Genomic DNA, 24,662 nt, shown 5'->3' with positions numbered 1-24,662 from the left:
TGCAGTTCTTTTAAGCAAAAATAAAAAATGCTTCCCACAAAGAGAAGCATTTATAATAGTTCAATGTTATAAAGTAATTGACAAATCTAATATTAACTAAATGCATTTAAACCTGTAACGTCTAAACCTGTAATTAGTAAGTGAATGTCATGTGTTCCTTCGTAAGTCACTACACTTTCTAAATTCATCATGTGTCTCATTATGCTGTATTCTCCAGAAATTCCCATTCCACCTAACATTTGTCTTGAATCTCGAGCTATTTTTAAAGCCATTTCAACATTATTACGCTTAGCCATAGATATATGAGCAGAGGTTGCTTTGCCTTCATTACGTAATACACCAACGCGCCAAGCTAAAAGCTGTGCTTTGGTAATTTCGGTAATCATTTCAGCTAATTTTTTCTGCTGTAACTGAAACTGTCCAATAGGCTTCCCAAATTGCATACGTTCTTTGCTGTAGCGCAGCGCAGTATCATAACAATCCATAGCCGCACCAATCGCTCCCCAAGCAATACCATAACGTGCAGAATCTAAACAACCTAAAGGTGCGCCTAATCCAGATTTGTTAGGTAATAAATTTTCTTTAGGAACTTTTACATTATCGAAAATTAACTCTCCAGTTGCACTTGCTCTTAAAGACCATTTGTTGTGTGTTTCAGGAGTAGTAAACCCTTCCATACCACGCTCAACTATTAGACCATGTATTCTACCTTCTTCATTTTTAGCCCACACCACAGCAACTTGAGCAAAAGGTGCATTAGAAATCCACATTTTAGCTCCATTTAAAAGATAATGGTCGCCCATATCTTTATAATTTGTGGTCATGCCACCAGGATTAGATCCATGGTCTGGCTCGGTTAAACCAAAGCAACCTAACCATTCCCCATTAGCTAATTTTGGTAAATACTTTTTACGTTGCTCTTCGTTACCATATTTCCAAATAGGGTACATAACTAAAGAAGATTGTACGGAAGCCGTACTTCTTACACCAGAGTCTCCTCGCTCAATTTCCTGCATGATTAATCCATAAGAAATCTGGTCTAATCCAGCTCCGCCATACTCTTCAGGAATATAAGGTCCGAAAGCACCAATGTCGGCTAGGCCTTTTATAATTTGTTTTGGAAATTCTGCTTTTTGAGCGTACTCTTCAATAATAGGTGACACGTCACGTTTAACCCATTCGCGAGCAGCATCTCTTACTAATTTATGTTCGTCGTTTAATAAATCGTCTAGATTAAGATAATCTGGAGCTTCAAATAAATCTGGTTTCATAAGTCGTTTTTAATGTGGTCTTTTAGTAAAATAACTAAAGCAATGCAAAAATAACGAAATCGATTACGTGTTACAACCTAAAATGTTACATTTTTAAATAAAAGTCTTTGGTTAAGGAGATGTACTCATTAGTATATTCATGTCTATCATGCTCTATAGTGAGTTCTGAGGTTGTGTGTGCTGTTTTTTTATAACTAAATTCTATAACAACACGCTTAAATTCTGATGCTTTATGACCTCGTATTTTGGTAATTTTTTCAGGATTAAGGTTCACTTTTTCAGCTAAATGAATAAATGCTTCTTTTTCTTTAAATGGAATTATAACAGAAAATTTCCCGTCTTGGTTTAATAAAGTGGTCACAGCTTGAATTAAATGCTCAAAAGGCATGGCGTCTTGAAAACGGGCTAAATCTCTGGAGGCATCATTGGTTTTATAATCTTCGCTGTAAAAAGGCGGATTACAAACAATAAGATCATAGGTGTCTTCAATTTCTTCTGCAAATTCTTTAATGGAGGCATGATAACAAAATAGGCGATCACCCCAAGGTGATTGTTCAAAATTATCCACACATTGCTCATAAGCATCAGCGTCAATTTCCAAAGCATCTATTATTTCAGCATCACTGCGTTGTGCTAACATTAACGCTAACACACCAGTTCCAGCACCAATATCTAAAATAGAGTAGGGTTTTTTAGATAGAGAAGTTATGGCTCCAAGTAAAACACTATCGGTGCCAATTTTCATGGCGCATTGGTCTTGTTTTATGGTAAATTCCTTAAAAACAAATGGTTTATTCATCTTCCAGGTATAAATCTATTAAGCCTTCAGGAGTTTTAACAAAAATGGTTTTGTTAGGCTTGTCAACTTTGTCAATAAACTCGTCATTCATAGGAATTAATATTTCAACACCATCACGATCAATTTCAAATAAGGCTTGTGCGGTAGAGTCGTTAACACCTTTTATAGTGCCAACTTCTCCAAAATGCTCATCAATAACTTTAAACCCTATAATTTCATGGAAATAAAATTTATTGCCCTCCAGTTTTGGTAAAAACTCTAAGGGTAAATACAATTCACTTTTTAAAATACTGTCGGCATCGGCTTCGGTTTCGACATCTTCAAATTTAATGCGTAATAATTCAGATTTATGTAGCTGAGAACTTTCAATAAAAAAAGGAACAAGATTACCTCTTAAAGACACAAAAATAGCGTCCAGATTTTCATAAAGTTCGGGCTCATCGGTGTCTAGTTTTGCTAATACTTCACCTTTAAAACTGTATTTTTTTACAATTTTACCTAAATAAAAACAATCTTCCTTTTTCATAAATCTTACATTTTAACGCATAAAAAACTCCGATAAAATATCGGAGTTTAAAAGTATAAAAAAATAATTTTCTATTCTTCTTCGTTTTTAGCTTCAGCTTCAACTGCAGGAGCTTCTTCTTCAGTAACTTCTGGAGCAGGAGCATTTGCTTTGATACGAGCTTCGTTAACAGCTTTTTCAGCCTCTAACGCTTTAGCTCTAGCTTCTTGGTCAGCTTTGCTTAACCCTTCAACTTTAGCAGACACTTTATTTTCTTTTTCTTCTAACCAAGCAGTAAATTTAGCTTCTGCTTGCTCTTCAGTTAAAGCACCTTTACGAACACCACCAGCAAGGTGATTTTTTAATAAGGCACCTTTGTAAGATAATAATGCTTTCGCAGTATCTGTTGGCTGTGCACCATTTTGTAACCATTTTACAGATGAGTCAACATCTAATTCAATAGTTGCAGGATTTGTGTTTGGGTTATAAATTCCTAATTTTTCTAAGAATTTACCGTCTCTTTTCGATCTTGAATCGGCAGCGACTACCCAGTAAAAAGGTTTCCCTTTTTTACCATGTCTTTGTAATCTAATTTTTACAGGCATAATAATTAATTTGTTGAGGTTCTCGACCTCGGTTATTAATAAGTTTGCAAATATACTATTTTTATTTATAATTCAACTTTTTGAATTAAAAGTATTTATTTATTTTTTTTATTCTATTTTTGAATTTCTCTAAAGTATATTAAGTATGAAAAAAATATTAGTTTTTACAATTGCATTAGTAACCTTATTTAATTGTAAAGAAGACAAAGAATTTAGTACACCATCTTTTGAGGCTACCAAAAATAACGCACGTTGGAGTGCCGAGGGTTTTGTGGCTTATGGTGATATGGATGGGAACTTTAATGTTAAAGCTGAAATAGGAGCTGAAGTTGTAATTTTAACAACCACAAATAATACCCCAGGAACTTACACACTTACATCGGGTTCTGAAAACAGAGCGACATTTACAGATATAGATGGAACTTTTTATTCAACTGAAAATGAGCCAGACGAAAGTTTAACGGTTTACCCTGTGGGTGGAACCATAATTATAGATGAGCTTAGTGCTGAAACAAACTCAATTACTGGAAGATTTCAGTTTAGTGCTTTTACTGCAGATGGTTTACAAGGGGTAACATTCTCTGGAGATGCCAACAGAGATAATGATCCTGTAAGATATGGTGTGTTTTATCGAGTTAATTTATTTAGTGGAATTTTAGCTTCAAATGGAGGTTCTGCTGCAGATTGTACTTTAGCTCAGACGACGTCGGATAATGCTGAAGCGACATTTAATACAACTCCAACAACCGATCCTAATTACCCAACGGTTTGTGCAACTTATAAACAAGCACTAGAAAATGAGAAAGCACAGTGTGGAGACCCTATGGGGACTATTCAAGCAGAAATTGATGCGTTAGGGAATTGTATGTAATTGGAATACAATATAAATATTTAAAGAGACTCATTTTGAGTCTCTTTTTTTTGTTAAAATGATTTAAACTTTTCACAAAGTCTGTTAATCAGTAATTTATAACAGTAATTCTATATTATATTTATTCAAGTAAATAAGTTAACCCAAAACTTATTTCTTTTTGTACTATGAAATATTCAGAAAAAATTATTATAAAACTTAACCGATTACTTGTAAAGAATATAGATATTCAAAATGCTTATGAAACAGCAATGCTTAATACAGATAGTATTCTGCTAAAACAATTTTTTGAGCGTCGATTTTTAAGTCAAAAAGAGTATGTTAATACACTTAAAAAAGAAATATTTAAACACGGTCAAGTACCTAAAACGAGAAATCGTTTTATGAGTTATGTTTCAACTGGAGCTTTAAAATTAAACTTTTTATTGCTTCTAAGAAATGATAAAAAAATAGCAAAATCTTTTATAGAATTTGAAGAAATGGGCTTAAAAGAATGTGAAGCTATTTTAGTTGAAAAAGAATTACCTAATAAAATTAAAAATGTTTTAGTTTATAATAAAGAAAAATTACAACAGTCGCTTAAAATGGAAAAATCGACCTTCGAGTTAGTCTAAATTTTTAAACGCTGTTCATTAAAATCCAATTTTTATAAAATTGGATTTTTTTGTTTATAAACAATTTAGATTTCTTTATTATAAACTCTCAATTATCCGTAATTTTATACACTCTCAAAAACTCATTTTTATAACTCGTTTTCTCGTATGTATTTAATTTTCGATACCGAAACCACAGGACTTCCAAAACGTTGGGATGCTCCCATTACCGATACCGATAATTGGCCAAGATGTATACAGATAGCTTGGCAATTGCACGATGAATTAGGAAATTGCATAGAGCATCAGGATTATTTAATTAAACCAGAAGGCTTTAATATTCCTTACGATGCCGAGAAGATTCATGGGATTTCTACTGAGTTAGCTGAAGAGCAAGGTGCGGCATTAAATGAGGTTTTAGAGAAATTTAATGTTGCTTTAAGTAAAACTAAATTTGTAGTAGGACAAAACCTGAAGTTTGACTTAAATATTATGGGCGCAGAGTTTGTGCGTCAAAATGTAGCCAATAATTTACAAGAGTTGCCGGTTTTAGATACCTGTACAGAACATACGGCACAATTATGCCAAATCCCTGGTGGTCGAGGTGGGAAATTTAAACTACCAACCTTAACAGAATTACATCAGTATTTATTTAATGTCCCTTTTGCAGAAGCACACAATGCAACCGCCGATGTTGAAGCTACTACACGCTGTTTTTTCGAATTAATCCGCTTAAAACAATATAGTAAAGAGCAATTAGATGTTTCTCCAGATTATTTTCAGAAATTTTCTGAAGCCAATCCGCAACCTATTCAATTTATAGGTTTAAAACACATCAATCTTAAAAAAGAAAGCGAACGTATAGCCAAACGCTTAAGAGCACAGGAAGATACAGGTATTTCTAAAGAAGAATTAAAACAAAATCTACAGGAATTAGAAGAAACAGAGTTTGTACACCTTCATAATCACTCTCAGTTTTCAGTTTTACAATCTACTATAAGTGTCGCCGATTTGGTTAAGGCAGCTACTAAAAATCAAATGCCAGCAGTAGCTATTACCGACCACGGAAATATGATGGGTGCTTTTCATTTTGTAAGAGATGTTGGTGCTTATAACCGTAGTGTTAAACCTAAAATAGAAGAAGCAATTGCTAATGGCGAAAAACCCAAACAGAAATTACTAAAGCCAATTTTGGGCTGTGAATTTTTTGTATGTGAAGATCATACCAACAAAAATGTAAAGGATAATGGTTATCAGATTGTATTACTGGCAAAAAATAAAAATGGCTATCATAATCTGGCAAAACTTTCGTCACACGCATTTACAGATGGATTTTACTATTTACCAAGAATTGATAAAAAACTAATAGAGCAGTACAAAGATGACTTAATTGTTTTAACAGGAAACCTTTATGGAGAGGTTCCTAGTAAAGTGTTAAATGTAGGTGAAGCTCAGGCAGAAGAAGCTTTGTTATGGTGGAAAGCACAGTTTGGAGACGATTTGTATATCGAAATCATGCGTCACAATCAGGAAGACGAAAACAGAGTAAATAACACTTTAATTGAGTTTTCTAAAAAACATGATGTTAAACTGGTTGCTACTAATAACACCTATTATGTGGAGCAAACCGATGCAAATGCACACGATATTTTATTATGTGTTAAAGATGGCGAAAAACAAGCGACACCAATAGGTCGAGGTCGTGGTTACCGCTACGGATTACCAAATCAGGAATACTACTTCAAGTCGGGAGACGAGATGAAGGCATTGTTTAAAGATTTGCCGGAAGCCATTTCCAATACTGTTGAAATAGCCAACAAAATAGAAGCTTTCGAGCTTGCAAGAGATGTTTTATTACCAGCTTTTGAAATAGGTGAAGAATTTAAACATCCCGAAGATGACATAGATGGCGGTAAGCGTGGTGAAAATGCGTATTTAAGACATATCACTTACGAAGGAGCCAAAAAACGTTATGGCGAAGACTTGTCTGAAGAAGTTATTGAGCGTCTGGACTTTGAGTTAAGCGTTATTGAAAAGACAGGATATCCAGGGTACTTCCTTATAGTAGAAGATTTTATTCGGGAAGCACGTAAAATGGACGTGTCGGTTGGTCCAGGACGTGGATCGGCTGCTGGCTCTGTGGTTGCGTATTGCTTATGGATTACCAATATAGACCCCTTATTATACAATTTACTTTTTGAGCGTTTCTTAAATCCGGATCGTGTAAGTATGCCCGATATTGATATCGATTTTGATGATGAAGGTCGATCTCGTGTTATGGATTATGTAATCGAGAAATATGGTAGTAATCAAGTTGCTCAAATTATTACTTATGGTACTATGGCAGCTAAGTCTAGTATTAGAGATACCGCTCGTGTATTAGATTTACCTCTATTTGATGCCGATAGAATTGCAAAATTAATCCCAAATATGTCTAAGCTGAATAAAATTTTCGGTTTAGATGAAAAACAATTGGCAGCCAAATTCAGGTCGGAAGAATTAGTGTTAGTTAATGAGCTTTTAAATATAGCAGAAGGAACCGATTTACAGGCTCAGACTTTAAATTTGGCAAGAATTTTAGAAGGTTCTGTAAGAAATACGGGTATTCATGCTTGTGGAGTAATTATTACACCAGACGATATTACCAAGTTTGTCCCTGTTGCTTTAGCAAAAGATTCTGATTTATATGTTACCCAATTTGATAACTCTGTCGTTGAAGATGCAGGCTTATTAAAAATGGATTTCTTGGGCTTAAAAACCTTGACCCTAATTAAAGATACGGTTAAGATTGTTAAAGCCAAACATGGAATTGTCTTGGATCCTGAAACGTTTCCATTGGACGATGAGAAAACTTATGAGCTCTTCCAGCGAGGTGAAACAGTAGGGGTTTTTCAATATGAATCGCCTGGAATGCAAAAGCACATGAAAAATCTTAAACCTACGGTTTTTGACGATTTAATTGCTATGAATGCCTTGTACCGACCAGGTCCAATGGAGTATATTCCAAGTTTTATTGCCCGTAAACACGGAGAAGAAGAGATTGAATACGATTTACCAGCAATGGAAGAGTATTTAAAAGAAACTTACGGTATTACGGTTTACCAAGAGCAAGTAATGCTACTGTCTCAAAAATTAGCCGATTTTACCAAAGGTGAAGCCGATGTCCTGCGTAAAGCAATGGGTAAAAAGCAAATTGCGGTACTAGATAAAATGAAGCCCAAATTTATCGAGCAAGCTAGTGCAAAAGGTCATGATGCCAAAAAGCTTGAGAAAATCTGGAAAGACTGGGAAGCATTTGCAAGTTATGCCTTTAATAAATCGCATTCCACCTGTTATGCATGGATTGCCTACCAAACTGCTTATTTAAAAGCCCATTACCCAGCAGAATATATGGCGGCAGTGCTTTCTAATAATATGAACGATATTAAGCAGGTGACTTTCTTTATGGAAGAATGTAAGCGTATGAAGCTTCCGGTTTTAGGACCAGATGTAAACGAATCGTTTTATAAATTCTCTGTAAATAAAGATAATGCCGTACGTTTTGGTATGGGAGCCATAAAAGGCGTAGGACATGGCGCGGTGATGACTATTGTAGAAAACCGTAAAAAAGATGGTAACTATCAATCTATTTTTGATTTGGCGAAACGTATCGATTTAAGAGCGGCCAATAAAAAAGCGTTTGAAGGTTTAGCTTTAGCTGGAGGTTTTGATTGTTTTGACAACCATAGAGCGCAGTATTTTTATAAAGATGGCAGCGATTTAACTTTTCTTGAAAAAGCCATTAGATATGGAGCAAAACATCAGGAAAACGAAAACTCTGCCCAAGTAAGTCTATTTGGCGCGGCAAGTGATGTACAAATAGAAGAACCTACAGTGCCACCATGCGAAAACTGGGGAACTATGGAAAAACTAGCCAGAGAAAAAGAAGTGGTAGGAATCTACATTTCTGGGCATCCACTAGACGACTTTAAAACCGAAATTAAAACCTTTTGTAATGGTACCGTATCTCAATTTAAAGACTTACAAGCAAACATTAATAAAGATATCACCTTTGGAGGTGTGGTAACCGATGTGCAGCATCGTGTAAGCAAACAAGGTAAAGGTTGGGCTATGTTTACCATAGAAGATTATAACGATAGTTTTGAATTTAGAATTTTTGGAGAAGATTACTTAAAACACCGTCCATTTCTATTATCTAACACCTTTGTTTATGTGAAGGCTTTTATTAGAGAAGGTTGGGTAAATCGAGATACTGGTAAAGCAGGAGAACCTAGAATTCAGTTTAATAGTTTTCAGTTATTACACGATGTGTTGGAGAATTATACTCGTAAATTATCGATACAATTGGATATTAAAGAACTAGAAGAGCGTAAAATTGTGCAATTAAAAGAGTTAATAGCCATGCACCCAGGTAAAAAACCAATGACTTTTGAAATTTTTGATATGAAGGAAAAAGTAAAACTGGTTATGCCTAGTCGCCGACAAAAAGTAACAATTTCACAAGAATTATTACACGAATTGGACGAGCAAGAGGTTAATTATAAATTAAATTAAGGACTGCACAAAGGATAGGAGCATTGTTTGAGCTCTTTTGTGTGGCATATTGAACGTAGTGAAAGTTTACACACAAAAAGCGAGTGCGCATAGCCTGACCCGAAATGAAATGTAGGGTTGTGCTCTAAAAAATAAATACCTATATTTAGTAATGACAAAACTGGTATAAAAACCGTCAATCTGTCTATAAATAAATTGAATAGTACTAATGTAAGCTTTGGCAAATTTTTTGACTAACCTTGTATGTAAAATATAACATTAACGATTAAAACATAACATTATGGCATTAGAAATTACAGATGCAAACTTTGAAGAAATAGTATTAAAAAGCGACAAACCAGTAATGGTAGATTTTTGGGCAGCTTGGTGTGGACCATGCCGTATGGTAGGACCAGTAATAGACGAGATTAGCAAAGATTACGAAGGTAAAGCTGTTGTAGGAAAATTAGACGTAGATGCAAATCAGGAATTTGCAGCAAAATACGGCGTACGTAATATCCCAACTGTTTTAGTATTTAAAAATGGAGAAGTAGTAGGTCGTCAAGTTGGTGTAGCACCAAAAAACACTTATGCAGAAGCAATAGACGGTTTATTATAAACCAGAATATATTTAATAGAAGAAAAGGTTTGTCTATATGGCAAACCTTTTTTAGTTTAGACTCTATGTTATGGCGTTACCCTATCGGGTCAGGCTGCAGCAACTCGCTTTAAAAAATAAGCTAAAGCCTTATTTTTTAAGAGCTCAAACAAGTTGCTGCATCCTTAACGCAAAATACGCACTATAATGAATGTAAGAGATGAGGTTAATAAAGTAGGCGGATTTAAAAATCTTCCTTTTCTGGCAAAACAAGTCGTAGAAGGCTTTATTTCTGGCATGCATAAAAGTCCGTTTCACGGGTTTTCGGCAGAGTTTGCAGAGCATAAACTATATAACCAAGGCGAAAGCACGCGACATATAGACTGGAAGCTTTATGCCAAAACCGATAAGCTCTATACTAAGCGTTATGACGATGAAACTAATTTACGCTGCCATATTATTATAGATAATAGTAGCTCTATGCATTATCCCGAGCTTAAGGAATTTACCATAGACCATTTAAATAAAATTTCTTTTTCGGCTCTAGCCAGTGCAAGTCTTATGCACATGCTTAAAAAACAGCGTGATGCTGTAGGATTAAGTATTTACAGTAATACTTACGACTTTTATGCCCAAGAAAAAGGCAGCGAGCGCCACCATGATATGTTGTTAGGACAATTAAGTAAAATAGTATTAAGTAAGCCTAAGCAGGTTTCTACCAACACTTATAAGTACTTGCATCTTATTGCAGAGAAAATACACAGACGCTCATTAATTGTCTTGTTCACAGATTTGTTTCAGCCAGAAATAGATCAAGATAAACTCTTTGAAGCTATAAGACATCTTAAACACAATAAGCATGAAGTGGTTTTATTTCATGTCATCGATAAAAATAAAGAAATTAATTTCGATTTTAATAATACTCCAAAACGTTATACCGATGTGGAAACCGGAGAACAAATCGATTTGTATGCGGATACTATAAAGGATAATTATAAAACTGAAATAGAGCGTGTTATATCCGAATTTAAAATTAAATGCGGACAAAACAGAGTGAAATATGTATTGGCAGATATTAATGCGGATTTTAACTTAATTCTTTCAACCTATCTTATAGAACGACAAAAAATGATTTAAAATAAAAAAAAATCTTTTTTTGTTTGGGATAATTAAAAAAGCATTCTATATTTGCACTCGCAATAAAGCAACGGTCTGGTAGTTCAGCTGGTTAGAATGCCGCCCTGTCACGGCGGAGGTCGCGGGTTCGAGTCCCGTCCAGACCGCAAATTGCAACTAAAGCTTCAAAGAAATTTGGAGCTTTTTTTAAGCAATAAAATTAGTTGTGTTGGCTGGTAATTGGAAGATTATCAGTAGGTTTAAGTAGTTAAACCAATGAGAAGCTTTCCTTTTTTCTGTATAGAAAATTGGGATGCTTTTTTGTTTTAAGACTGTTTCTTTATTTTGAGTTATTTCCTTTGTATATTGGTTTAAATGTTTAGTCAATCCATGCACAGGTACATATTACTCTTTTTTTGTTTTTGTAGTTTTTCTCTATTTGCTCAGGAATTCCCGCCAATAAGCATTTACACACCGCAAGATTACGACGCAGAAAATCAAAACTGGGGTATATCCCAAAGTTCAAATAAATTTATATATGTAGCAAATAATAAAGGTCTGCTTGAGTTTAATGGAGCAAATTGGACACTTTATGATTCTCCAAACCAAACGATCCAACGTTCTGTAGCAGTTATAAATGATAAAATTTTTTCAGGCTATTATATGGAATTTGGCTATTGGGAAAAAGACAGGTTTGGCTTATTAAATTATAATTCCTTATCCGATAAAATAGAGATGATTGAAGATGAGCAAATTTGGAATATTTGTAGTCTTAATAATTTTGTGCTTTTCCAATCGCTAAATAGAATTTACATTTATAATACCTTAAATCAAACATTTAAAATTATCGATTCAAAAGAGACAATTTTAAAAATGTTTAAGGTTAATAATAATATTTATTTTCAAAAAAATGGATTAGGATTATTTCAACTTATTAATGGAGAGGCGCAACTGCTATCAAATCAATTTAAAACCGAGAGAATTATTAATATTTTTAATTCTAATAATGGGCTCGTATTAATAACCGAAAATAAAGGTTTTTTTAAACTTGTAAATGCAATATGGGAGCCATGGGAAACCGAAATTAATAATTTAAGTGAGACCAGTTCTATTTATAGTGCCTCAAAATTAAATAATCAAAAATACATTTTAGGGACAATTTCTAATGGTATTATTGTACTTAATAATAATGGTGAGGTTGTTTATCAAATTAACCAAAGTAATGGCTTAGGCAATAATACAGTATTAAGTCTTTTTGAAGATGATGCTGAGAATATCTGGTTAGGATTAGATAGAGGCATAAATAGTATAAAATTCAATTCACCTTATAGAGTCTATACAGATAATAATGGTGCTTTAGGTACGGTTTATACTTCGATAGTTTATAATAATAATCTTTATTTAGGTACAAATCAAGGTTTGTTCTGGAAGTCTTTAGATAATTCTTATTCAGAATTTGAGTTAGTCAGAAATACGGAAGGTCAAGTTTGGAACTTAAAGATTATAGATAACACCTTATTTTGCGGTCATAATAATGGTAGTTTTATAATAGCATCTAATATTGCAAAAAAATTAGGCAATTTACAAGGTACTTGGGATTTTAAATCTCTCTCAGATTCTACTATTTTACAAGGTAATTATAATGGATTGTCCGTACTTAAAAAAAATAATAAAAATTGGGAATTTAGCCATCAAATTAAAGGTTTTGAGATCTCTACACGTTTTTTTGAAGTCAGTGAAAATTCGTTACTTGTAAATCATGAATATAAAGGTTTATATCAATTAAAATTTAATACAGAATTGACTAGAGTGCGGTCAGTAAAAAGTTTTGATTCTATATTTAATAAAGGCTCTAACTCAAGTCTTACAAAGTTTCAAAACAACATTTATTATGCAAATTCCAAGGGAGTTTTTGTCTATAAAAAGACAACTTTTAAAAAAGAAAATAAGCTTAGTCAACTTTTTACAAAAGAGAACTATATTTCAGGGAAGCTTGTTAGTACTTCTAACAATCTTTGGGCATTCACAAAAAACCATATTCTGGCTTTAGAACCAGGAAATCTATCGGTTGACTTTACAGTTAATAAAATTCCGTTTAAAAGTACTTTAAGAGAAAGTATGACTGGTTTTGAGAATATTTCTCAACTTAATGCATATACCTATTTACTAGGAACGTCTTTTGGATATATAAAGCTTAATTTAGAAAGCATCAATCAGGCAAATGATTTTAATAATAAATTAAAACTAGAGCTTAATACTGTTCAGGTTTCAAAAAAAGATTTAAAATTTAAACCCGTTTCATTATCAAATAGTCCAGAATTTAGACCAGAAGAAAATAATGTGAAAATTACTTACAGTGTACCTCTTTACAGTAAGTATGAACAAGTTGATTATAGTTGTTTTTTAGAGGGTTTTGATAATCATTGGTCCGATTGGAGCAGCTCAAACCTTCAACTTTATAAAAACCTACCATTTGGAGATTACTCGTTTAAAGTAAAAGCAAAAATTGGCTCTCAAGAATTAGATGCTAAAGAATTTATGTTTAGTATAAATAAACCTTGGTATGTCTCTAATGTTATGATTGTAATTTACTTGTTCGGGTTTATACTTTTTTCTTTATTGATGCATTTTTTATATACCAACTATTTTAAACGTAAGCAGGAACAAGCATTAGAAAAAACAAAGCAAGAGTTAAGTTTTAAAAAGTTAGAAAATGAACAACAGCTTACGGCATTTAAAAATGAAAAGCTTAAACAAGACATTGAAAGTAAAAATAGAGAGTTAGCTATTTCTACAATGAGTATTATTAAGAAAAATGAATTTCTTAATACCATTAAAAAGGAATTGATTTCTTATAATAAGTCAAATACCTTAGATAAGGTAATTAAGCTTTTAGATAAAAATATTAATGATTCTAATGATTGGGAATTTTTCCAAGAAGCGTTTAATAATGCAGATAAAGATTTTTTTAATAAAATAAAGGAAGTCCATCCAAATCTAACTCCAACCGATTTAAAATTATGTGCTTATCTAAGGTTAAATTTATCCTCTAAAGAAATCGCACCGCTATTAAATATTTCTCCAAAAAGCGTCGAGGTTAAAAGATATAGATTGAGAAAAAAAATGGAATTGGACCATGATGCTAGTCTTACAAACTATATTTTGGAGCTTTAACAACTATACAAGCTCTTATTTTACCACTACAACACCACTACAATAGTCTGAATCTATTGTTTTTTGATAGTTGATTTTTAAATTATAATTACACCTTACTATAACGTTGTAGTGGGGCTTTGATGCCTATTTATCTTCCTTGTTTTAATTGTATGTTTTTTGTAGTGGTGTGAAATTAACATTCTATTAGCATTCTTTTTATTTTTATAAAAAAATTTAAAGCTGAATTTTACATTATATGAAAAAACTACTAACATTAATTGCGTTATCCTTAATGTGTAATTTTGGATTTTCTCAAAGTAATATAGATATAAGCGGTCTTGTTACAGATAGTAATGATGGTTTGCCCATACCAGGCGTAAACGTTATTATAAAAAACACGAGTAAAGGAACGACCACAGATTTTGACGGTAATTATACCATATCTAATGTTATGGCTGGTGACGTTTTACAATTTTCTTATGTAGGTTATTTAACACAAGAAATTACAGTTTCCAGTAATTCTGCTATTAACGTAAGTCTTTCCGAAGATGTTTCGCAATTAGATGAAGTGGTAATTGTAGGTTATGGAACACAAAAGAAAAAAGAAGTTACTGGAGCAGTTTCAACTGTAAATAGTGAAACCATTGAAGCTTTAAAACCCACTCGTATAGAACAGGCTTTACAAGGACAAGTTGCAGGGGTTAATGTAACTTCTCAATCTGGGTCACCAGGTAGCGCATCGGATATTAGAATAAGAGGAATCTCTACTAATGGAGATAACAGACCGTTAATATTAGTAGATGGTAATGTCGTAGAGGATTTAAGTGTTGTTAATCCAAGTGATATAGAAAGTTATACCGTACTAAAAGATGCTACTGCTGGAATTTATGGAGTAAGAGCTGCCAATGGAGTCATTTTAATTACCACAAAAACAGGTAGAAAGGAAAGTCCTTTAAAATTTGAATACGATGCTTATGCGGGTTTCCAGCAAACCACAAGAAAATTACCAGTATTAAACGCAACAGAATATGCGCTATTAAAAAATGAAGCTGCTGCCGCTAATGGAGACCCACTTGTATTTAATAATATTCAAACCTTAGGAAACGGGACCAATTGGCAAGATGAAGTTTTTGAAAACGCCTTGATTTTTAATAATAGTATTACTGTAAGTGGTGGGTCTAAAAAATCTACTTATTCTTTTGGTTCTTCCTTGCTAACACAAGACGGAATTGTTGGTGGACCAAAAGCTAACTTTACAAGATATACTACCAGAGCTAATTTTGGTACAGATATTTTAGAAAACCTTAAATTAAAGGCAAACCTTATTTATTCTGGAACTGTTAGAAAAACCTTACCTGAAAATGCTTTAGGCTCGGTCTTATTTAATGCTGTAAACTTTAGACCAACAACGCCAGTTTATAATGAAAATGGAGAATTTTCTTCTTCTGTAGACCATCCTATAGAAGTGGTTAATCCACTTAAACAGATTGAAAATACGTTTAATCGAGCTCAAGTAGACAAATTAAGTGGTGTATTTGGTTTGAAATATGATTTTTGGAATAATTTTTCAGTAGAATCTAATTATCAATGGAATTATTCAGAAGTTAGAACACGAAATTTTAATCCTATTGTAGAATACGGTAATGGTTCAGTTTTTGACAATGCAACAAACAGACAATACGTTGAAGGTGAACAATTTTTTAGAGATTATACGTATGACGCATTTATTAATTATGAAAAAACTTTTAATGATGCTCATGATGTTAAAGTTACTTTAGGAACTTCAGTTTTTAAAACAACAGGAGATTTTTATTTAACTGTAGCCGATGGATTACCTGACACGGCAACTTTTAATAATGCTTCTATATCGGACGGAACTAATGTTACAGATCCATATGCTACCATTAGTAACCGCTTTTTCGACTCAAGACTTCTATCTTATTTTGCAAGGGTTCAGTATAACTATAAAGGAAAGTACTTGTTTTCGGGTGTATTACGTAGAGATGGCTCTACCGCTTTTGGACCAAACAATAAGTTCGGTTATTTTCCATCTGCCTCTTTTGGTTGGGTAGCTTCAGATGAGTCTTTTTTAGAGAACAGTTCAGTATTAAACTTTTTGAAGTTTCGAACATCTTATGGAATTTTAGGAAATGACAGAATACCTGCTTTTGGTTTTGAGTCACTGTTAACAGGCGAAGGCGTTTATGTTTTTAATGACCAGTTACAATTTGGATCGGCAATAGGAGCAGTCTCAAACCCTGAAATTAAATGGGAAGAACAAAAAACATTTGATGTTGGTTTAGACGCACGTTTTCTTAAAAATAAAATAGAAATAACTGCCGATTATTTTTCTAGAAAAACCGATAATTTGTTGTTGCAAGTAGAGTCTTCAAGAATATTAGGAACGTCTGCTCCAGGTTCGGCAAATCCAACCTTAAACGCTGGTTCTGTTAGAAATAGTGGTTTAGAATTTTTAATAAGTTATAAAGATAAAATTTCCGACAACTTTTCATTTAATTTAAGTTATAACGTAACATCCTTAGATAATGAAGTGCTATCTGTGGAAAATCAGATTGGATATATCTCGGGCGGAAGTTTTGGAATAGGACAAACAGACGTTTCCAGAATGCAGGAAGGACAGCCAATAGGTGTTTTTTACGGCTATCAAACTAATGGAATTTTTCAAAATCAAGCGGAGGTAGATAGTCATGCATCACAATCGTCTTTAGGAGCTGTGCCACAACCTGGAGACTTACGTTTTGTAGATCAAAATAACGATGGTGTTATCAATGAAGACGATAGAACCTTTATTGGGAATCCTATTCCTGATGCTACTATGGGATTAAACTTAACCTTAAACTATAAAAATTTCGATTTTCAAACCTACTTCTTCGCTTCTATTGGTAACGATATTGTTAGAAATTACGATAGAAATGACGAAGTAACTAATTTAACGGTATACGCATTAGACCGATGGACTGGTCCAAATTCAACCAATAGCACACCAAGAATTACTAATGGAGCAACTACAAATAACATTTTTTCAGATTATTTTGTAGAAGATGGTTCTTTCTTAAGAGCGCAAAACATGCAATTAGGCTATACCTTTAATAAAGATCAATTAGAGAAAATAAAATTAGATAATATTAGATTTTATGTATCTGTAAGCAATGTCTTTACATTAACAAAATATAGAGGATTTGATCCTACAACTTCTAATGGTGCCCCAATTGGAGGCGGGTTTGATAATGGATTCTACCCTAACCCGAGAACATTTTTATTTGGTACTAACATAAAATTTTAAGCTAATAATGAAAGCTATGAATATAAAAAATATAATTTATCCAATGGTTTTATTAGCGTTGCTAATAAGCTCGTGTAGTGACGATTTTGTAGATGTACAATCTCAAAATGAAAGTTCTGAAAATTATTTTAATTCAGAACAAGATTACCAAGATGCTTTAATTGGAGCATATGATTTACTTCAATCTACCTATTTAAATGTGCTTTTAGGAGAAATCGCATCCGAAAATACATTAGCTGGTGGTGGTAATGCAAACGATGTTTTGGGCATTCAACAAGTAGATGATATGATTCATACACCTACAAACGATCAGTTAAGAGATATCTGGGGTTGGATGTTTGCAGGAGTAAACCGAGCAAATTTTATTTTAGAGTTTCAAGATAAAATAGATTTTCCAAACAAAATTAATGTTATTGCTCAAGCACGATTTTTAAGAGCTTATTATTATTTTGAGCTTGTAAAATGGTTTGGTGATGTGCCTTTAGCAGTAGATAAAAGAATTCTTTTTGGAGAGCAATTTGATATAGATAGAACCTCAAAAAATCTTGTATATGCCCAAATTGAAGAAGATTTAATTTTTGCAATGAATAATCTGCCAGTTTCACAAATAGATACAGGTAGAGCAACCAAAGGTGCTGCTCAAGCACTACTTGGAAAAGCTTATTTATTTCAAAATAAATTTCCTGAAGCGGCGAATGTTTTAGAAGATCTTATTGAAACTGGTCCTTATGATTTAGTAGTAGATTATGATACTATTTTTGAAAATGACAATGAGAATAATATAGAATCTGTTTTTGAAGTACAATATACAGATTTAGAAGGTGCTGGTTTTGGTTGTTTACAATGTAGTGAAGGTAATGTAGCTGTAGGGTTTAATGGAGTAAGAAATTACGATGGTCCTTTATTCGATTCAGGATTTAGCTTTAATGTTCCTACGCAAGACATGTACAATGCTTTCCAAAGCGATGACTTAAGACGAGATGTTGCTATATTAAATATAGATGAATGGGCTGCCAATACAGGAGCAACATTTAGTACTGGTAATGAACATACAGGATTTTTTAACAGGAAATATTTACCAAGACAAGGAGATTCCGGTATTGGAGATGCAAATCTTACCAATCCTAATAACTACAGAGCTATTCGTTTTGCAGATGTACTTTTAATGGCTGCAGAAGCTTTTAATAGAGGAAATATTAGTGATGATCAAGCAAGAACTTACTTAAACCGTGTAAGAAGAAGAGCTTTTGGAAACCTTTTAAATGACGTGTCAGCATCAGGTCCTGCCTTAACAACAGCTATTTATAACGAGAGAAAATTAGAATTAGTTGGTGAAGGACACCAGTTTTTTGATTTGGTTAGAACCAATAGAGCTGCTTCACAAATTCCAGGTTTTACACCTAATAAAAATGAAGTATTTCCAATTCCATCTACTGAAATTGCTTTAACAGGAAATCGATGGACTCAAAATCAAGGATATTAAAAATTAAAATAGATACTATGAAAACAGTTAAATACTTATTAAGTTTAGTTTTGGTTGTAGCCACTATAATTAGTTGTAGTCAAGACGATGATAATGCTATTGATATAGCAGGAGTGCCAGCACCTACTAACGTCTCAGCGCTAGTTGTAATTATACCAGACAATTCTGGATTGGTAACTATTACACCTTTAGGTGAAGGTGTGTCAACTTTTAGTGTAAATTATGGAGATGGTACAGGTAACACTTCTGGCATTCTACAACCTGGAGAAAGTGCTCAAAACACTTATGAGGCAGGAATTTACAATATCGCTATTACAGCAACTGGAATTAATGGAAAAACCACAACGGTTTCTCAAGAAATAGAAGTGTCTTTTTTACCGCCGCAAAATTTAATGGTAAGTATAGAAAACGATTCAAATATTTCTAGAAAAGTAAATGTAACCGCAACAGCAGATTTGGCTATATCTTATGAAGTAAATTTCGGAGACGCAAATAACACGGTTGTTTCTGGAAATATTGGTGATGAAGTATCTTTTATTTACGATATGGCGGGAACTTATACTATAACCGTTACTGCTTTTAGCGGGTCTACAGATACAGCTGTTTATACTGAAGACTTTACAGTAACGGAGTTGGTAATTCCTACAGATGCAGCTCCAGTGCCACCAGTACGACAAGATGCAGATAAAATCTCTATGTTTAGTAATGCCTACACAACAGATGTTAACGTAAGTTCTTGGAGGTCTTCTTGGAGTACAAGTACCTTAACAGATATTCAAGTAGCGGGAGATGATACTAAAGAGTATATTGACGCAGATTTTGTTGGTGTTGAATTTTATGGTGCCGATGCAGTAGATGCTTCTGCAATGGAATTTTTTCATATTGATGTTTGGACACCAAATGCAACTACATTTAGAGTTAAATTGGTTGATTTAGGTGGTGCTTCTGGTACCGAAGGTGAAATTGAATTTGCTGGAATTGCTCAGGGAGAATGGGTGTCTTTAGATATTCCTATGGCAGATTTTATAGCTGCAGGAATGACCTCTACAAATTCAATTCAACAATTAATATTTTCAGGGTTACCTACAGGAACCTTCGATTTTTACATCGATAATGTTTACTTCTATCGTGGAGCTTCAGCTCCAACAATGCCAACTATAGCAGCCCCAACTCCTTCAGAGCCGCAAGCAGATGTAATAAACATGTTTAGTAACGCATATACGCAGGACGTTAATGTAAGTTCTTGGAGATCTTCTTGGAGTACTAGTACACTAACAGATATTCAAGTTGCAGGAAATGATACAAAAGAATATATCGATGCCGATTTTGTTGGAGTAGAATTTTACGCGCCAGATGCTGTAGACGCTTCTGGTATGGCATTCTTTCATGTTGACGTTTGGACACCAAACGCAACTACATTCAGAGTAAAATTGGTAGATTTAGGAGGAGCTTCGGCAACTGAAGCAGAAATTGTTTTTGACGGGATTGCTCAAGGACAATGGGTGTCTTTAGATATCCCTATGGCCGATTTTGTAGCAGGGGGAATGACGGCTACAAATTCTATACAACAGCTTATATTTTCAGGTTTACCTACAGGAACTTTCGATTTTTACATCGATAATGTTTATTTCCATAATTAATAAAAATGCAGACTATGAAAAATTTAAAATTTAATATATTCCTATGGATATGCTCTCTCTTTTTTATGAGTGCATGTCAAGAGGAAGACCAAACCTTTGGAGAAGTTGTTATTCCAACCAATCTTAATATAGAGTTTGAATTGCAAGGACAGGATGCAGCGAATCCTTTTGGAGATGGTTCTGGATTTGTAAACTTTAAAGCGGTTGCAGATAATGCGATAACATACCAGTTTAATTTTGGAGACAATTCAAGTACCGTAACTACAACTTCTGGAGAAACCAAGCATAGATTTTCACTTACAGGGGTTAATACTTATAGCGTGACCGTTAGTGCTTCAGGAAATGGTGGATTAAAAACTTCTCAAGCCATAAGTGTTGAGGTATTTAGCGCATTCGACGATCAAGAAGCTAAAGATTTTCTTTCCGGTGGAGCAAATAGTTCTAAAATATGGTATTTAGCTGCTTCAAGACCTGCTCACTTAGGGGTTGGGCCAACCTTACCTTTAGATATTCAAATTAATGGAGGTGCTACACAATATTATTTCCCTGCATTTTTTGGCACGACACCTTTTGAAAAATGTAATGATGCTATAAGTGATTGTTTGTGTGATGATGAACTTACATTTTCTCAAGATGCCAATAGTCAACTAACTTATCAGTTAAACAATAACGGTCAAACCTTTTTTAATGCAGCGCATCAACAAGGTGTGTTAGGTCAGCAGGCGGGAGAAGATGCGTGTTTCGACTTTAGTACAGCAGGTGTAAGCACAGTTTCCATATCTCCTACTACAGAAGATTGGACATTGATAAGTGATTGGTCTCAGGTGCCCGATTTTAATGGGAATCCTCCAAGAGGAACGATATTAAATTTTTCAAATGCTGCTTTTATGGGGTATTACGTGGGGTCATCAACCTATGAAATTATGTTTATAGATAACGATTATTTATATGTAAGAACTGTTGATGCTTTAGACCCTAATCTGGCTTGGTATCATAAATTTTCAACAACAAATCCTAATGGAGTTACCGCTAATTGTAATAGTGCGACTGGTAACACGGCTTCTGGAACTAATGATGTTTTGGTTTGGGAAGAAGATTTTAACTATACAGGAGCACCTTGTGACGATAATTGGTCTTACGATTTTGGAGATGGATGTGCTATTAACTTGTGTGGTTGGGGTAATAATGAATCTCAATATTATACAGACCGACCAGAAAATGTTATTGTTGAAGACGGTGTGTTAAAAATAACAGCAATTAGAGAAGATTTTGCGGGGAGTAATTTTACTTCAGCACGAATCAAATCTATGAATAAATTTGAATTTACGTATGGTAGAGTTGAAGTAAGAGCGAAATTAGCTGAAGGTGCTGGGACATGGCCTGCTATATGGATGTTAGGAGATACAAGTAATGCACCATCATGGCCAGCTATTGGAGAAATTGATATAGTAGAACATGTGGGAAATAACCAAAATACCATTTTTAGTTCGCTTCATTATCCAGGCAATTCTGGAGGAAATGCAAATACAAATTCTACAGTTGTTCCAGATGTTTCTAACGAATTTAAAATTTATGAATTAAGCTGGACACCAACCGAAATTAGTTTCAAGGCAGATGGAGTAACATTTCATACAGTTCCAAATAATTCTAGTTTACCATTTGACCATGAATTCTATTTTATTTTAAATATAGCTATGGGCGGAAATTTCGGTGGAAGTATTGATCCAGGGTTCACACAATCAACTATGGAAATCGATTACATAAGGGTGTATCAATAAAAAAATTAGGATTAAAAACCTATGAAATATTATAATTATATACTGGTATTAGTACTAGGCATAATGTTATGTTCCTGTAATGGTTCAAAAGTTTCTAATGACTTGCTTTTAACAAAAATTAATAGTGTAGATGCTAAGGTAGATTCATTATTGGCACTCATGACGTTAGAAGAAAAAATTGGACAAATGAATCAGTATAATGGATTTTGGGATTTAACTGGTCCTGCTCCTAAAGATGGTGCTGCTGCCAAAAAATATGAGCATTTACGTAAAGGCTATGTGGGTTCGATGCTAAATGTACGTGGCGTAAAAGAGGTGCGTTCGGTTCAAAAAATAGCGGTAGAAGAAACGCGACTTGGGATTCCTCTAATTATTGGTTTTGATGTTATACATGGTTATAAAACTTTAAGCCCGATACCATTAGCGGAATCTGCTAGTTGGGACTTAGAGGCTATCAAGAAATCTGCTGAAATGGCTGCAAAAGAAGCTGCAGCTGCAGGTATTAATTGGACTTTTGCACCTATGGTAGATATTTCTCGAGATGCACGTTGGGGTAGAGTTATGGAAGGAGCTGGAGAAGATCCTTTTTTAGGAAGTAAAATTGGTGTAGCTCGTATCCAAGGATTTCAGGGAGACAATTTATCTTCCGAGTTTACTGTAGCTGCATGTGCCAAACATTTCGCAGGATATGGTTTTGCTGAAGCTGGGAGAGATTATAATACGGTAGACGTTGGTATGTCCACCTTAAATAATATCATTTTTCCTCCATTTAAAGCTGCCTCAAATGCAGGTGTAAAAACTTTTATGAATGCATTTAACGAGTTAAATGGGATACCTGCTACTGGAAATAAATTTTTACAAAGAGATATTTTAAAGAAGAAATGGGACTTTGATGGATTTGTGGTTTCAGACTGGGGTTCTATTACAGAAATGATTGCGCATGGTTTTGCAAAAAACGGTAAACAGGCAGCGGAGATTGCTGTAAATGCAGGATCGGATATGGATATGGAATCTTATCTATATGTTGAAGAACTGGCTCAGTTGGTAAACGAAGGTAAAGTTGACGTTGCATTAATTAACGATGCCACCAAACGTATTTTAAAAGTAAAGTTTGAGTTAGGATTATTTGATGATCCTTATAAATATTTAGATGAAAACAGGGAGCTTCAAGTTACTGGAAGTAAAGAAATACATGAAGCGGCTTTAGATATGGCTAAGAAGTCTATCGTTTTACTTAAAAATGAAAATAAAATACTTCCTTTAAAAAAAGAAGGTTTACACATTGGTGTAATAGGTGCTTTAGGAGCAGATAAAACAAGTCCATTAGGTAGCTGGCGTATTGCAGCTGAAGATTCTACTGCAGTTTCAGTTTTAGAAGGTTTAAAGAACCATTCAACCAATAAGATTTCTTATGCTAAAGGTGCAGACGTTTCGGTTGGTAAACCTAATTTTATTACAGAAGTCAAAATAAACACTACAGATATCTCTGGTTTTTCAGAAGCAATCACTTTAGCAAAGCAAACCGATGTTATTGTCATGGTTTTAGGAGAACATGGGTTTCAAAGTGGTGAGGGACGTAGTCGTGTAGATTTAGATTTACCAGGTGTGCAACAGGAATTATTAGAAGCTGTTTACGCGGTTAATAAAAATATAGTTTTAGTATTAAATAATGGGAGACCTTTAGCTATAAATTGGGCAAATCAAAATATTCCTGCTATTGTGGAAGCTTGGCATTTAGGAACTCAAAGCGGAAATGCTATAGCACAGGTGTTGTTTGGGGATTATAACCCAAGTGGAAAATTACCTATGACGTTTCCAAGACATGTGGGTCAAGTACCAATTTATTACAATTATAAAAACACAGGTAGACCAACCTTACCAGCTCCAGACGTTGTATTCTGGTCTCATTATCAGGATGTAGAAAATACACCGCTTTATCCATTTGGATATGGTTTGAGTTATACGACATTTAAATATTCAAACTTAAAAGTTATGAATGTCGACGCTCAAAATAATGCTGTAACAATAGAGGTAAACCTTACCAATACAGGAGATGTTAAAGGAAAGGAAGTTGCTCAATTATATATTCAAGATTTGTATGCTTCAGTAACAAGACCTGTTCGAGAGTTAAAAGCATTTCAGTTAGTAGAATTACAACCTAATGAAACGAAACGATTAGTTTTTAAATTAGCGGCTGAAGAATTAGGTTTCTATAATGACCTTTCAGAATTTGTGGTAGAGAAAGGCGATTTTAAAGTCTATATAGGTGGAAATTCTCAAGCCACTTTAGCTACGGAATTTTCTTTATAATATTATAATTAGTCTAGAAAAGGCTTTATCTATTCATTAAGATAAAGCCTTTTTTATTTATTATTTCAACTAAAAAATTAGTTTAAACTAAATATTTAGT

General features: G+C 33.8%; 15 protein-coding genes and 1 tRNA gene. 12 read left to right on the top strand and 4 right to left on the bottom strand.

Annotated features, from left to right (window positions below):
• Window positions 1–92 precede the first annotated feature (92 nt).
• From C7H52_RS01510 to C7H52_RS01495, 4 genes are all read right to left on the bottom strand, one after another.
• The gene (locus C7H52_RS01510; RefSeq protein ID WP_106462118.1) at window positions 93–1,271 is read right to left on the bottom strand and encodes an acyl-CoA dehydrogenase family protein; all 1,179 of its coding nucleotides are present in this window, start codon (window positions 1,269–1,271) and stop codon (window positions 93–95) included.
• 85 nt (window positions 1,272–1,356) lie between these two features.
• Window positions 1,357–2,070 (bottom strand): tRNA1(Val) (adenine(37)-N6)-methyltransferase, encoded by a 714-nt coding sequence (locus tag C7H52_RS01505; RefSeq protein ID WP_106462117.1) that lies wholly within the window; start codon window positions 2,068–2,070, stop codon window positions 1,357–1,359.
• A complete protein-coding gene (gene rimM, locus C7H52_RS01500) occupies window positions 2,063–2,596 on the bottom strand; it encodes a ribosome maturation factor RimM (RefSeq protein ID WP_106462116.1) in 534 nt (177 codons plus the stop codon). The genes C7H52_RS01505 and rimM overlap by 8 nt, the downstream gene beginning before the upstream one ends.
• A gap of 71 nt (window positions 2,597–2,667) precedes the next feature.
• Entirely contained in the window at window positions 2,668–3,180 is a 513-nt protein-coding gene (locus C7H52_RS01495; RefSeq protein WP_106462115.1) for a 30S ribosomal protein S16, read from the bottom strand.
• A gap of 145 nt (window positions 3,181–3,325) precedes the next feature.
• Between C7H52_RS01495 and C7H52_RS01490 the strand changes: the two genes are divergently transcribed.
• The 12 genes from C7H52_RS01490 (at window position 3,326) to bglX (ending at window position 24,562) form a co-directional block, all read left to right on the top strand.
• The gene (locus tag C7H52_RS01490; protein WP_106462114.1) at window positions 3,326–4,051 is read left to right on the top strand and encodes a DUF6252 family protein; all 726 of its coding nucleotides are present in this window, start codon (window positions 3,326–3,328) and stop codon (window positions 4,049–4,051) included.
• Between the two features lie 167 nt (window positions 4,052–4,218).
• Window positions 4,219–4,665, top strand: a complete 447-nt coding sequence (locus C7H52_RS01485; protein WP_106462113.1) for a DUF2383 domain-containing protein — start codon at window positions 4,219–4,221, stop codon at window positions 4,663–4,665.
• A gap of 147 nt (window positions 4,666–4,812) precedes the next feature.
• Window positions 4,813–9,198: a DNA polymerase III subunit alpha gene (gene dnaE, locus C7H52_RS01480; protein ID WP_106462112.1), complete on the top strand. Its 4,386-nt coding sequence runs from the start codon at window positions 4,813–4,815 to the stop codon at window positions 9,196–9,198.
• A gap of 280 nt (window positions 9,199–9,478) precedes the next feature.
• A complete protein-coding gene (gene trxA / locus C7H52_RS01475; protein ID WP_106462111.1) occupies window positions 9,479–9,796 on the top strand; it encodes a thioredoxin in 318 nt (105 codons plus the stop codon).
• 186 nt (window positions 9,797–9,982) lie between these two features.
• Window positions 9,983–10,912, top strand: a complete 930-nt coding sequence (locus C7H52_RS01470; protein ID WP_106462110.1) for a DUF58 domain-containing protein — start codon at window positions 9,983–9,985, stop codon at window positions 10,910–10,912.
• A 72-nt stretch (window positions 10,913–10,984) separates the two neighbouring features.
• Window positions 10,985–11,058: transfer RNA gene (locus C7H52_RS01465), tRNA-Asp, on the top strand.
• A gap of 223 nt (window positions 11,059–11,281) precedes the next feature.
• Window positions 11,282–14,065 carry a helix-turn-helix and ligand-binding sensor domain-containing protein gene (locus C7H52_RS01460; protein WP_106462109.1) on the top strand — a complete coding sequence of 928 codons (2,784 nt, stop codon included), beginning with the start codon at window positions 11,282–11,284 and terminating at the stop codon, window positions 14,063–14,065.
• A 238-nt stretch (window positions 14,066–14,303) separates the two neighbouring features.
• Window positions 14,304–17,351, top strand: a complete 3,048-nt coding sequence (locus tag C7H52_RS01455; RefSeq protein WP_106462108.1) for a SusC/RagA family TonB-linked outer membrane protein — start codon at window positions 14,304–14,306, stop codon at window positions 17,349–17,351.
• A 7-nt stretch (window positions 17,352–17,358) separates the two neighbouring features.
• Window positions 17,359–18,834 (top strand): RagB/SusD family nutrient uptake outer membrane protein, encoded by a 1,476-nt coding sequence (locus C7H52_RS01450; protein WP_106462107.1) that lies wholly within the window; start codon window positions 17,359–17,361, stop codon window positions 18,832–18,834.
• Between the two features lie 17 nt (window positions 18,835–18,851).
• Window positions 18,852–20,474, top strand: a complete 1,623-nt coding sequence (locus C7H52_RS01445) for a PKD domain-containing protein (protein ID WP_146129996.1) — start codon at window positions 18,852–18,854, stop codon at window positions 20,472–20,474.
• A gap of 14 nt (window positions 20,475–20,488) precedes the next feature.
• Window positions 20,489–22,252 (top strand): family 16 glycosylhydrolase, encoded by a 1,764-nt coding sequence (locus tag C7H52_RS01440; RefSeq protein ID WP_106463053.1) that lies wholly within the window; start codon window positions 20,489–20,491, stop codon window positions 22,250–22,252.
• Window positions 22,253–22,273: 21 nt separating this feature from the next.
• Window positions 22,274–24,562: a beta-glucosidase BglX gene (gene bglX, locus C7H52_RS01435; RefSeq protein ID WP_106462105.1), complete on the top strand. Its 2,289-nt coding sequence runs from the start codon at window positions 22,274–22,276 to the stop codon at window positions 24,560–24,562.
• Window positions 24,563–24,662: the final 100 nt, after the last annotated feature.

It is taken from the genome of Aurantibacter aestuarii (assembly GCF_003008425.1).
Classification (GTDB): Bacteria; Bacteroidota; Bacteroidia; order Flavobacteriales; family Flavobacteriaceae; genus Aurantibacter; species Aurantibacter aestuarii.
This window is presented reverse-complemented; position numbering and strand designations above follow the sequence as displayed.

Bases quoted from the DNA above. Each gene is read 5' to 3' on its own strand.
- C7H52_RS01455 (WP_106462108.1), top strand. From the start codon at position 14,304: ATGAAAAAACTACTAACATTAATTGCGTTATCCTTAATGTGTAATTTT.
- C7H52_RS01450 (WP_106462107.1), top strand. From the start codon at position 17,359: ATGAAAGCTATGAATATAAAAAATATAATTTATCCAATGGTTTTATTA.
- C7H52_RS01445 (WP_146129996.1), top strand. From the start codon at position 18,852: ATGAAAACAGTTAAATACTTATTAAGTTTAGTTTTGGTTGTAGCCACT.
- C7H52_RS01470 (WP_106462110.1), top strand. From the start codon at position 9,983: ATGAATGTAAGAGATGAGGTTAATAAAGTAGGCGGATTTAAAAATCTT.
- C7H52_RS01485 (WP_106462113.1), top strand. From the start codon at position 4,219: ATGAAATATTCAGAAAAAATTATTATAAAACTTAACCGATTACTTGTA.
- C7H52_RS01505 (WP_106462117.1), bottom strand. From the start codon at position 2,070: ATGAATAAACCATTTGTTTTTAAGGAATTTACCATAAAACAAGACCAA.
- bglX (WP_106462105.1), top strand. From the start codon at position 22,274: ATGAAATATTATAATTATATACTGGTATTAGTACTAGGCATAATGTTA.
- dnaE (WP_106462112.1), top strand. From the start codon at position 4,813: ATGTATTTAATTTTCGATACCGAAACCACAGGACTTCCAAAACGTTGG.
- rimM (WP_106462116.1), bottom strand. From the start codon at position 2,596: ATGAAAAAGGAAGATTGTTTTTATTTAGGTAAAATTGTAAAAAAATAC.
- C7H52_RS01510 (WP_106462118.1), bottom strand. From the start codon at position 1,271: ATGAAACCAGATTTATTTGAAGCTCCAGATTATCTTAATCTAGACGAT.
- trxA (WP_106462111.1), top strand. From the start codon at position 9,479: ATGGCATTAGAAATTACAGATGCAAACTTTGAAGAAATAGTATTAAAA.
- C7H52_RS01460 (WP_106462109.1), top strand. From the start codon at position 11,282: ATGCACAGGTACATATTACTCTTTTTTTGTTTTTGTAGTTTTTCTCTA.
- C7H52_RS01490 (WP_106462114.1), top strand. From the start codon at position 3,326: ATGAAAAAAATATTAGTTTTTACAATTGCATTAGTAACCTTATTTAAT.
- C7H52_RS01495 (WP_106462115.1), bottom strand. From the start codon at position 3,180: ATGCCTGTAAAAATTAGATTACAAAGACATGGTAAAAAAGGGAAACCT.
- C7H52_RS01440 (WP_106463053.1), top strand. From the start codon at position 20,489: ATGAAAAATTTAAAATTTAATATATTCCTATGGATATGCTCTCTCTTT.